10 protein-coding genes are annotated in these 11,019 nt (G+C 71.4%); 1 reads left to right on the top strand and 9 read right to left on the bottom strand.

Annotated features, from left to right (window positions below; genetic code table 11):
* The 9 genes from PLL68_RS07500 to PLL68_RS07460 all read right to left on the bottom strand — a co-directional run.
* Positions 1–481 (bottom strand): FAD-binding oxidoreductase (locus PLL68_RS07500; RefSeq protein ID WP_324533129.1); only part of this gene is annotated, 481 nt, incomplete at its 3' end.
* 218 nt (positions 482–699) lie between these two features.
* The gene (locus PLL68_RS07495; RefSeq protein WP_324533127.1) at positions 700–2,340 is read right to left on the bottom strand and encodes an ABC transporter ATP-binding protein; all 1,641 of its coding nucleotides are present in this window, start codon (positions 2,338–2,340) and stop codon (positions 700–702) included.
* Positions 2,340–3,338 (bottom strand): ABC transporter permease, encoded by a 999-nt coding sequence (locus tag PLL68_RS07490; RefSeq protein ID WP_324533125.1) that lies wholly within the window; start codon positions 3,336–3,338, stop codon positions 2,340–2,342. Before PLL68_RS07490 ends, PLL68_RS07495 begins: the two co-directional genes overlap by 1 nt.
* 1 nt (position 3,339) lies before the next feature.
* Positions 3,340–4,494, bottom strand: coding sequence for an ABC transporter permease (locus tag PLL68_RS07485; protein WP_324533123.1), 1,155 nt, complete (start codon positions 4,492–4,494; stop codon positions 3,340–3,342).
* 173 nt (positions 4,495–4,667) lie between these two features.
* The gene (locus tag PLL68_RS07480; RefSeq protein WP_324533121.1) at positions 4,668–5,756 is read right to left on the bottom strand and encodes a BMP family ABC transporter substrate-binding protein; all 1,089 of its coding nucleotides are present in this window, start codon (positions 5,754–5,756) and stop codon (positions 4,668–4,670) included.
* A gap of 145 nt (positions 5,757–5,901) precedes the next feature.
* Positions 5,902–6,654, bottom strand: coding sequence for an SDR family NAD(P)-dependent oxidoreductase (locus PLL68_RS07475; RefSeq protein ID WP_324533119.1), 753 nt, complete (start codon positions 6,652–6,654; stop codon positions 5,902–5,904).
* Positions 6,651–7,118, bottom strand: a complete 468-nt coding sequence (locus PLL68_RS07470; protein WP_324533117.1) for a cupin domain-containing protein — start codon at positions 7,116–7,118, stop codon at positions 6,651–6,653. Before PLL68_RS07470 ends, PLL68_RS07475 begins: the two co-directional genes overlap by 4 nt.
* Positions 7,115–8,605 (bottom strand): amidohydrolase family protein, encoded by a 1,491-nt coding sequence (locus PLL68_RS07465; protein ID WP_324533115.1) that lies wholly within the window; start codon positions 8,603–8,605, stop codon positions 7,115–7,117. The genes PLL68_RS07470 and PLL68_RS07465 overlap by 4 nt, the downstream gene beginning before the upstream one ends.
* Positions 8,602–9,378 (bottom strand): S-methyl-5'-thioinosine phosphorylase, encoded by a 777-nt coding sequence (locus tag PLL68_RS07460; RefSeq protein WP_324533113.1) that lies wholly within the window; start codon positions 9,376–9,378, stop codon positions 8,602–8,604. The genes PLL68_RS07465 and PLL68_RS07460 overlap by 4 nt, the downstream gene beginning before the upstream one ends.
* 104 nt (positions 9,379–9,482) lie before the next feature.
* Here PLL68_RS07460 and PLL68_RS07455 point away from each other — a divergent pair, with 104 nt between their 5' ends.
* The gene (locus tag PLL68_RS07455) at positions 9,483–11,018 is read left to right on the top strand and encodes a gamma-glutamyltransferase (RefSeq protein WP_324533111.1); all 1,536 of its coding nucleotides are present in this window, start codon (positions 9,483–9,485) and stop codon (positions 11,016–11,018) included.
* The last annotated feature ends 1 nt before the right edge of the window (position 11,019 follow it).

Below are 11,019 nucleotides of genomic sequence, written 5' to 3'. Positions count from 1 at the left end.
CGAGCATGACCAGGGTGCCGGGGCGGGCCCGGCGCACGAGGTGCGTGGAGACGACACCGTCGGGGATCGCCTTGGTCGTGATGGCGATGCACCCCGCGGGGATGCCGGCCGCGGAGGAGCCGTCGGCGCGGTGGGTCAGGCTGTACGCCCGCCACTGGCGCACCCCGTCGATGTCGATGCCGATCCGGATGTACTGGCCGGGGACGTGCCCGAGCCAGCCGCGTCCGGGGCGGATGACGATCGTCACGGCATCCGCGGTCTCGTGGCGGATGTCGATGATCCGGCCGCGCAGGTCGGCGCCGGCGCGCAGCGGGTCGACGAGGTCGAGGTAGTCACCGGGCACGAGGGGGGTGGCCAGGGCCTCGACGACGCGGCGCGCACTGCGGACCACGCCACCCAGCGGGCCGGGGGTGTGGGCGCCGAGGCGGGCACGCGGCATCCCGGCTGGCGTGGCCGGTCGGTCGACGGTGGGAGCGCTCATTACGCAAGCGTAACCTACGGGAACGTAACTTACGAAACCGTAGGTGACCGTTTTCCCCACCTGGCTCCTGCGGGAGGGTGGATGCCGGGGCGCACGTGGGTCCGCTGGCGCTGCTCGGCGCGTGACCTCCCGCGCACGATCCTCCCTACGAGAAAGCCGCCCGACTCGCCGTGAGGGCGGGCCGGGCGGCTTCTCGTCAGGAGAGTGCGGAATTTCGGTCAGTGGTCTCCGGCCATCAGGCGACCGATCTCGGTGCGGTCAGCCCCGCGCGCGGGCAGTTCGGCCACGACCTTGCCGCCGTGCACGACCGCGATCCGGTCGGAGAGCGACAGGATCTCGTCGAGCTCGGCCGAGACGAGCAGCACCGCGGCGCCGGCGTCACGGGCGTCGACGATGCGCCGGTGGATGAACTCGATCGATCCGACGTCGACGCCGCGCGTGGGCTGGGCCGCCATGAGCAGGCGCGGCTTGAACGACATCTCGCGGGCCACGACGACCTTCTGCTTGTTGCCACCGGAGAGCGACCCGGAACTCTGGTGCACCCCGGAGGAGCGGATGTCGAACTCGGTGCGCACCGCCTCCGCGTGCTCCTTGATGGCGTCGAACTGGCGCACTCCGCTCTTGGAGTAGGGCGCCTGGTCGAACTCGTTGAGCACGAGGTTGTCGGCGATGGAGTACGAGGCGACGAGGCCGTGCTTCTCGCGGTCCTCGGGGATGTGCCCGACCCCGGCGTGGTGGGTCTGGTGCGGGTTGGCTTTCGTGAGGTCGAGGTCACCGAGGGTCATCTGCCCCGACACGACCTTGCGCATCCCGGCCAGGGCCTCGACGAGCTCGCGCTGGCCGTTGCCCTCGACGCCGGCCACACCGACGATCTCACCGGCCCGCACCGACAGCGTGAACCCGTTGACGGCACCGAGTTCACGGTCGTCGAGCACGTGCAGGTCGGTGATCGTGAGGACGGTGTCGGTCGGTGCGGCGTCGGCCTTGTCGATCGACAGCACGACCTCGCGGCCGACCATCATCGTCGCGAGCCCACGGGCGTCGGTGTCCTTGGTGGCGACCTCGCCGACGACCGCGCCCTGGCGCAGCACGTAGACGCGGTCGGCCACCGCGAGCACCTCGCGCAGCTTGTGCGTGATGAACACGATGGACGTGCCGGAGGCTGCGAGCTCCTTCATGACGCCGAGCAGCTCGTCGGTCTCCTGCGGCGTGAGCACCGCGGTCGGCTCGTCGAGGATCAGCAGGTCGACGCTGCGCGAGAGCGCCTTGAGGATCTCGACCCGCTGCTGGGTGCCGACGGGGAGGTCCTCGACCTCGGCGTCGGGGTCGACCGGCAGGCCGTGCTTGGCCGACAGGGTCCGCACCATCTCGCGGGCGCTCTCGAGGTCGAGCATCGCTCCGCCTCGCGTCGGCTCGTGTCCGAGGATCATGTTCTCGGCCACCGTCATGACGGGCACGAGCTGGAAGTGCTGGTGCACCATGCCGATGCCGCGGGCGATGGCGTCGCGCGGGTCCTTGATGGGGGTGGAGTCGCCCTTGACCGTCACCGTCCCCGAGTCCGGGGTGATGAGGCCGAAGATCTGGTTGACCAGGGTGGACTTGCCGGCCCCGTTCTCACCGAGCAGTGCGACGATCTCGCCGCGCCGCACGTGCATCGTGATGTCGCGGTTGGCCCGCACCGAGCCGAAGCTCTTGGTCAGCCCGGCGAGGTCGAGCAGCACCTCTCCGACGTTGCCCTCCCCGAAACCCGACTTCTCCGGCGGGAGCTCGAGGACGGCATCCGAGGTGACGATGGCCTCGAGGTGCTCGGGCGCGGTGTCGGCGGGGACCGGTGCGGGGGTGTTCTCGGGGGTGCTCATCACTGGTCTCCCTTGACGTACGGCTGTCCGACGGCTCCCGGTGCCCGAACCCGCCCGGCGGCGATGGCCAGGACGATGATCGTCACGACGAAGGGCAGGGTGCCCGTGAGCTGCGGCGGGATGTCGATGCTGCCACCGGCCTGGAGCTGCGAGGCCACGGCGTTGATGAAGCCGAAGAAGATCGCCATCGCCAGCGCCCGCAGCGGACGCCACGCGCCCATGATCATGATCGCCAGGGCGAGGAACCCGCGGCCGGCGACCATGCCCCGCTCGAAGGACGACGAGGCATCCATCGACAGGTAGACCCCGGCACAGCCGGCGAGCGTGCCCGCGAGGGTGACGTTGATCAGGCGCAGCCGCTCGACGTTGATGCCGGCGGTGTCGGCGGCCGACGGGTACTCACCGACGGCGCGCGTGCGCAGACCCCAGCGGGTGTGGAACAGCGCGAAGTGCACACCGATCGCGGCGAGGATCGCGAGCGTGGCGAAGATGCTCGTGCCGGAGAAGAAGACCTCACCGATGAGCGGGATCTTCGACAGCGGCCAGATGTCGAACTTCGGCATCAGCCCGGGCAGCAGCTGGCCCGGCTGGTAGTAGAACGAGGTGATGCCGGTGGCGATGATGTTGAGCACGACACCCGCGATGATCTGGTCCATCCGCCACTTCACGGTGGTCCACGCGAGGAACCCGCCGAGGATCAGGCCGCTGCCGATGCCGGCGAGCACGCCCACGAGCAGCGAGCCGCTGTAGGCGGCGGCGAAGAACCCGGCGAAGGCCGCGACGAGCATCTGCCCCTCGATGCCGATGTTGACGACACCGGAGCGTTCACCGATGACGCCGACGAGGGCGGCGAGGACGAGCGGGATGGCGTAGCCCCAGGCCGAGACGTACATGCTCGGGGCGATGTCGTTCTTCAGGTAGTAGAAGGCGTACGCCGCGACGATGACGGCGACGGACACGATCACGGTCGTGCGGTTCTTGGCGATCCAGGCACCCATGTCAGTTACCCCAGCTCGTCGAGGCGGCGGTGACCTTGTCGGCGCGGCTGCGGAAGATCCACTTGCCGAGCACCGGGATGGACACCATGAGCAGGATGATCGCGAGCAGCAGGTCGACGACCTCGGGGGCGATGCCCGTCGCGAACTGCAGGCCCGGGGCCCCGGTGCGCAGGATGCCGACGAGCAACGCTGCGGGGATCGTCGCGAGCGGGTTGGCGCGGGCCAGCAGGGCGATGGTGATGCCGTCGAACCCGAGGGTGCCGCCGATGGCCGGCTCGAACCGGTGCAAAGTACCGGCCGCCTCGAGGGCGCCGGCGAGACCGGCGAGGCCACCACCGAAGACCATCGACAGGGCGATGATCCGGTTGATGTTGATGCCGGCGTAGCGGGCGGCGTGCTTGTTGGCGCCGACGGTGTTGAGCTTGAAGCCGAGCGTCGTGCGCGACAGCATCCACCAGCAGGCGATGGCCAGGGCCAGGGCGATGACGAAACCGATGGGGATGCCGGCGACGGCACCGACGCGGGCCGCGTCGGGGATGAGCTCGGTCTGCGGGATGCCGCTGGTCTTGGACCCCTCGGCCTGCAGGGGGCCGGTGACGAGCCACCAGGTCACGCCGGCCGCGATGTAGTTGAGCATGATCGTCGTGATGACCTCGTGCACCCCTCGGGTGGCCTTGAGGACACCGGCGATCCAGCCGATGAAGGCACCGGCGACCATGCCGGCCACCATGCCGCACATGGCCCCGAGGAACCCGAGGCCACCAGCGGCGTAGGCGACCCAGGCGCCGAACATGGCGCCGAAGATGAGCTGGCCCTGACCACCGATGTTGAACAGGCCCACGCGCAGCGGGATCACGACGGCGAGGCCGGTCAGCACGAGCGGCGCCGTCTTCTGCAGGGTTCGGGTCAGCCCGCCGTCGACGAGGAGGGCCTCACGGATGATCGTCTCGTAGGCGTACCAGGGGCTCACCCCCTGGTAGCGGATCAGGGCCGCACCGACGAGCAGTGCGATGACGAGGGCGACGAGGATGACGACACCGCTCTGGTGCGTCAGCAGGTACGCCAGGGGCTGGGCCGGCTTCTTGTCACCGGAGGTTCCCCCGCTCGAGGGCGGTGGGGCGGCGGCCTTGTCGGCCACCGTGGGTGTCTCGCTCATACGACTCCAATGTCGGTGGGTGCCCACAGTGTGGCGCGTCGCGGCCTCGTGGCAAAGGGTGACGCGACAGGGAGGTCCACACGCGCTCGGGGGCGGGCACCCGTGTTGGGTGCCCGCCCCCGGTGACGAGGTGGTTGGGTCCCGGAGCTAGCCCGGGCCCGAGGTCACATCGATCAGAGGGTGACGCCGGTCTGCAGGGTGCCGGCTTCCATCTGCTTGACGACCTCGTCGACCTTGGCCTTGACGTCGGCCGGGATGACCGACTCGAAGTCGTGGAAGGGCGCGAGGCCGGCCTTGCCGAGGGTCTGGTTCTCGGCGAAGTCGCCGTCCTTGGCCGTGACCAGGGTCTCGGTGACACCCTCGGTGATGAGCTTCATCGCCGAGGTGATGAGGCACGGCTGGGCCGCGGGGACGGTGTCCCACTGGTCGGTGTCGACACCGATGCAGAACACCTCGGTGCCTGCACCCTTGGCCTTGGCGACCTCCTGGAGGGCGCCGTTACCGGTGTTGCCACCGGCGCCGAAGATGATGTCCGCACCCTGGGCGAGCTGCTTCTTGGCCTCGCCAGCGCCCCACACCGGGTCGTTGAAGGCGTTGTCGCCGGCGGGGTGGTACACGGTGGTGACGGTGATCGCGGGGTTCGCGGCCTTCGCGCCGGCCTCGAAGCCCTTGGCGAACTTCTGGACCGGGGGGATCTCGAGACCGAGGACCTGGCCGAGCTTGTTCGTCTTGGTCATCAGGCCCGCGAGGTAACCGGCGCCGTAGCCGGCCTGGTCCTCGGGGAAGATGAGGCCGGTGACGTTCTTGCCGGAGACCGCAGCCGGGTCGTAGCCCTGGTCGACGCCGATGAAGCGGGTGCCGGGGTTGGCCTTGGCCGCCTCGAGCGTGGCGTCGGTCATGAGGAAGCCGACCGTGACGATGGCGTCGTACTTCTTGTTGGTGAACTGCGCCATGTTGGCGGCGTAGTCCTTGGCGTCCTGGGTCTCGATGTACTTGTAGAAGCCCTGGGTCTGCTCGGCGGCGGCCAGGGCGCCCTCGTGAGCGGACTGGTTGAACGACTTGTCGTCCACCTTGCCGGTGTCGGTGACCAGACCGATGCAGAACACGGCCTCGTCGGCGCAGTTGCTGTCGTCGGTGGGGGCGCCGGGAGCGGCCGACCCGGAGGCGGCGGGGGACTCGGTGTTGCCGGAGGTGCCGCCACAACCCGCGAGGGTGAGGGCGAGCGCGGCGGGAACCGCGACCAGGTAACGCGTGGACTTCATGAAGGTTCTCCTTGGAGATGGGGTCAGACACGTAAGGCTATGCCGCCAAGCGCCCCTGACGGGCAGACCTTTGAGTGTCGTTGCCCTGTTGTTACCTCACCAGAGGGTGTCGTTGACGACATCGACACGCCGCAGTTGGCAGGTGTCACCAACCCGGACCGGCCGACCACCCGGCATCCACGGTGATGGTGGTGCCCGTGATGCCTGATGCGGCTGGTGAGGCCAGAAACGACACGGTCGCCGCGACCTCGGATGCCGTGACAGGGCGTCCCAGCGCGCTCGCCCGCTTCCAGCGGTCGACACCCTCTGGCCAGTCGCGCTCGAGGCGCTCGCGGTCGATGAGACCGGGCGCCACACCGACGACCCGGATGCCGCTGCTCCCGAGCTCGTGAGCGGCTGCGGCCGTGAGGTGGTCCAGGGCCGCCTTCGCGACGCCGTAGGGGGTGTGCCCGGGCGCCGGTCGTCGGCCCTCGATCGAGCTGATGACGACGATGACCCCGCCGGGGGCGAGCCGGGCGGCGGCCCGGTGGAGCAGGCTGGTCGTGGGGCGCAGCCCACCGCGGTGGTAGGTGTCCCAGGCCGCCGTGTCGAGGTCACCCCAGGCCACGACGTGCTGGGGGAAGGCGTTCAGCACCACCACGTCGGGGGCGCCGAGCGCTGCGGTGCAGGCGTCGAGGAGGTCGTCACAGGCCCGGTCGAGCTCGGCAGGGTCGTCGACGGCGAGGTCGGCGTGCAGGGCCGTCGCGCGGCGACCCACCGCCTCGACGTCGGTGACAGCGGCGGCCGCACCGACGGCATCCGACCGGTAGTGCACGCCGATGTCGTGACCGGCGGCGGCCAGCGCGACGGCGATGCCGCGCCCGAGCCCGCCGCTGGCGCCGGTGACCAGGGCCGTCATCGCATCTGACCGATGGGGTGGGTGCGGGTCAGCGCGGTGATCTCGGCGGCGTGGTCGGGGAAGGCGTCGAGCAGGGCCGAGCGCTCGCCGAGCTCGAAGTGCTCGGGCTCGAACGCAGGGGCGCACCAGCAGGAGAACAGGGTCCACTCGCCGTGGGTGCGGGCTCCCATCCACGAGCCGTTGGTGACCAGGGCCTGGGGGGAGTCCGGGCCGAGGGTCGTGGAGTCGCCGGTGCCGTCGGGGTGCAGGCGCACGAGGGTGGCGGGGGCACCGGCCATCCACTGCCAGCCCTCGTCGATGGTGAGGCGGTGCATGGCCGAGAACCCGTCGGGGCGGTCGGTGAGCAGGGCGATGATGCCGTTCAGGCCCCGGGTGCGGGGGCCGGCCGCGAACCAGGCACCCTCCTCGGGGATGGGCAGCATGCCGAGGCGGGCGATGACCTCGTCGGCGCTCTGGCTGGTCATCGGGCCGCAGCCGCCTCCGCGGCTGCTGCCCGGGCGACCTCCCCGCGGACCCGGGCCCGTTCGAGAAGCTGCCCCGTGTCCAGGCGGGTGCTCCGACGGTCGCGCACGACCGGCATCCCGTCGACGAGCACGTCGGTGACGTCCCCCCGCCCGGCGGCGAACACCAACAGCGCGGCGACGTCGTGCACCGGGGTGAGGTGCGGCGCCTCGAGGTCGACGAGCACGAGGTCGGCCCGCTTGCCCACCTCGACCGACCCGATCACGTCACCCATCCCGAGCGCGCGGGCCCCCTCGATGGTGGCCGCGCGCAGCACCTCGTGGGCGCTCGCGACGTCAGGGCGCTCGCTGGTCAGCCGCGCGAGGAGGGCGGCCTGGCGCATCGCCTGCCACATGTCGAGGTCGTTGGAACTCGAGCAGCCGTCGGTGCCCAACCCGACCCGCAGGCCGCTGTCCTGCCAGACCTGCCACGGCAGGGCACCGCTGGCGAGCTTGAGGTTCGACCCGGGGCAGTGACCGACCGCGGCACCTCCGGCCGCCAGGGTCGTTCGGTCGCTCTCGCTGAGGTGCACGCCGTGGCCGATGACGAGCGGCAGGTCCGGCTCGACCCACCCGGCGCGCGCCAACAGCTCGGTCGGGGTCGCGTCGTAGCGCTCGCGGATGCCGGCGTTCTCGGCGGCGGTCTCGCTCACGTGCGTCGTGAGGATGCCGTCGCGCTCACCGTTGGCGACGAGCTCGCGCAGCACGGTGACGACCTGCGCGAAACCCTCCGGCGAGCACGTGTAGGTGGCGTGCGGCATCGCCCCGACCGGCACCGAGGGGCCACCGATCTCGTCGAGAACGGCAGGCCAGGAGCGCAGGTTGTCCAGGCGCTGCTCCCACGTGAGGCCGTCCGGCCCCGGCCCGTCGAAGAACACCGGCCCGATGACGTGACGACTGCCGGCGGCCACGGCCCCGCGGTGGGTCGCCTCGTGGTGGAAGTACATGTCGAGCTGGGTCGTGCACCCGCCGCGCAGTGACTCCAGGGCGCCCAGGGTGGCGCCGAGCTCGACGGTGTCGGGGTCCATGACGGCACCCTCGGCCGCCCACACCCGGGCCAGGAAGCCGTCGAGGTCGACGTCCTCGGCCAGACCACGCAGCAGCGTCATCGGCAGGTGGGTGTGCAGGTTGACCAGACCCGGCATCACGAGCTTGCCGCGGGCGTCGATCGTGGTCACCTCCGCCACTCCACCCGAGGGGCCGTGCGGCCGCAGACCATCCGCACTCGCGCCCACGCTGAGCGTGGGACCCGGCTGGCGCTCGCGAGTGCTCCCGCCAGTCCCAGCCAGCGGCCGCACGACCGCCTCGGGCTGCGTGGCTTCATTCGGTGCTGCCGGGCTGACGGCGGTGATGACGCCGTCGTCGATGGTGATGGTGGTGTCGCGCAGGACGGTGTCGGTGGCGTCGACGGTGACGACGTAGCTGGCGTTCTCGATGATGAGACGGCTCATGCGTCGGGCTCCTCGGGGAAGGTGGCGCGGGTGTGGACGAGGTCGTCGAGGATCTCCAGCACCGTGGCCGACGACGCGGCCAGCACGGCGTTGATCTCGTCCATGGTGATCGGCTCGTCCGCGTCGCCGACGCCCGACGCGGGGTTCACGACGAGGCTGATCGCGGCATACCGAAGCCCGGCCTCCACGGCGAGGGTCACCTCGGGCACACCCGTCATGCCGGCGACGTCGGCCCCGGCGAGCGCGGCCAGGCGGATCTCCGCACGGGTCTCGAAGCGCGGCCCCTCGAAGCACGCGTAGACCCCGCCGTCGCGGATCGTGTGCCCGGAGGTGGCTGCGGCGTCGAGGATCTCGCGGCGGATGGCGGGGTGGTAGGGCGTCATGACGTCGGTGTGCACGACGCCCTCGGGGGTGGAGCCGTCGAAGAAGGTCACCGGCCGCTGCTTGGTGAAGTCGACGAAGTCGTCGAGGCAGAGCAGGTCGCCCGGTTGCAGGGTCGGGTCGATCGACCCGGTGACGTTGACGGCGACGACGTCGCGCACCCCGAGGTCGGCCAGCGCCCGGATGTTCGCGCGGTAGTTGACCAGGTGCGGCGGCACCGAGTGGCCGGCGCCGTGGCGCGTGAGGAAGACGACGGGGATGCCGTGCCACTCACCCTTGGTGACCCGCGCCTGACCCCAGACGGTGTCGACGGTCTCCTGCGTGGGGTTCTCGAGGGCGTCCAGGTCGTAGAAGCCGGTGCCGGCGATGATGGCCAGGGGCGATCGCGTCATGCGCGCACGCTACCCCCGGCCGTGAGCCCAGCGGGGGACACGGAGGGGCCGCGGTCGCGGACGTGAGCAGACGGCATCCGGCCGCCGGTGAGAGGATGCCGCGCATGGGTGGACGAGTGGCGATCGCCGCGACCGGGCCGGTGTCGCTGGCCGCGGGGCGCGAGGTGGCTCTGGCCGGGGGCAACGCCGTCGACGTCGCGGTTGCGGCGGCCATGGCGGCCATGAGCACCGAGCCGGGCATCGTCTCGCTGGCCGGGGGCGCGTTCATCTCGGCGTGGCCCGCCGGCGGCGACCCGGTCGTCATCGACGGCAACGTCGAGATGCCCGGGCGGGGGCTGCCCGCCGACCGGTTCGGCGGTGGGGTCGACGAGGTCAGCTTCGGGTACGGCGGTGGCGTGACGCTGTTCGGCGGGCACGGCTCGGTGGCCACGCCCGGGTCGGTCACGGCCTGCGAACTCGCCGTCGAGGAACTCGGGACCGTGCCCTGGGCCGACGTCGTTGCCCCGGCAGCCCGCGCCTGCCGGGCGGGTTACCCCGTCGGCGCCGCCGCGACGCACTACCTCAGCTTCTCCGCGCACCCGCTCTTCGGCCGCGACCCCGAGGCGCTCGCGATCGTCACCCGCGAGGACGGCTCCCCGCTCGAGCCGGGCGACGTCTGCACCAACCACCTGCTCGCCGAGGTTCTCGACCTCGTGGCAAGGGACGGCGCCTCGGTGCTGTCGACCGGTGAGATCGGCCGGGCCATGGTCGCCGACATGGCGGCTCACGGCGGGCTGGTCACCCACCGCGACTTCGCCGAGTACGCCCCGCTCGTCCGTCCGCCGGTGCGCCGCGCCGTCGGCGACTGGGACCTCGCCGTGAACCCTCCGCCGTCGGTCGGGGGGCCGATGCTCGCCGTCATGCTGGGCGAGATGGGGCGCCGCGGCGACTGGCACTGGCCCGACATCATCGAGATCCAGCGGGCCGTGCTGTCCTACCGCCGTTCGGTGCACGACGTCTCGGGTGACCTCGACGCGGCGGGCCACGAGCTGCTGCTGTCCGTCGACCGGCACGGGCTGGCGGGGCTGCCCACGAGCGCGAGCACGGCGAACGTCTCGGCGGTCGACTCCGACGGCACCGCCTGCACGATCACCGTGTCCAGCGGGTACGGCGCGGGGATCACCGTCCCCGGCACCGGGCTGCTCCTCAACAACGCGCTCGGCGAGCCAGAACTCAACCGGCTCGGACTGCACAAGATGGCTCCCGGCATCCGACTCGCCTCCAACATGGCCCCGACGACCGGGCGAACCCGCGACGGCCGGGTGCTGGCGATCGGATCACCCGGCGCCGACCGGATCACGACCGCGCTCATGCAGGTGCTGGGGCAGGGATGCCTGCACGGCGCGGACCTCGCCCACGCGATCGAGGCGCCGCGGCTGCACGTCAGCTTCGACGCCGACGGCACCCCCGTGGTCGACCACGAGAGCGACGACGCGATTGCGGATGCCGTGCGCGGGCTGGGATTGCGCGGCACCGACCACGGTCGTCACCAGATGTTCTTCGGCGGGGTCGGGGCGGCGTTCCGCCATGCCGATGGGGTGGTGGAGGCTGCCGGGGATCCGCGCCGCGAGGCTGCGGTCGAGGTCGTCGCACGGGCCTGAC

Origin of the sequence: Ornithinibacter sp. (assembly GCF_035443565.1) — a bacterium.
Lineage (GTDB): Bacteria > Actinomycetota > Actinomycetes > Actinomycetales > Dermatophilaceae > Fodinibacter.
The sequence above is the reverse complement of the archived record's forward strand: the minus strand, read 5'-3'. Positions and strand labels throughout refer to the sequence as shown.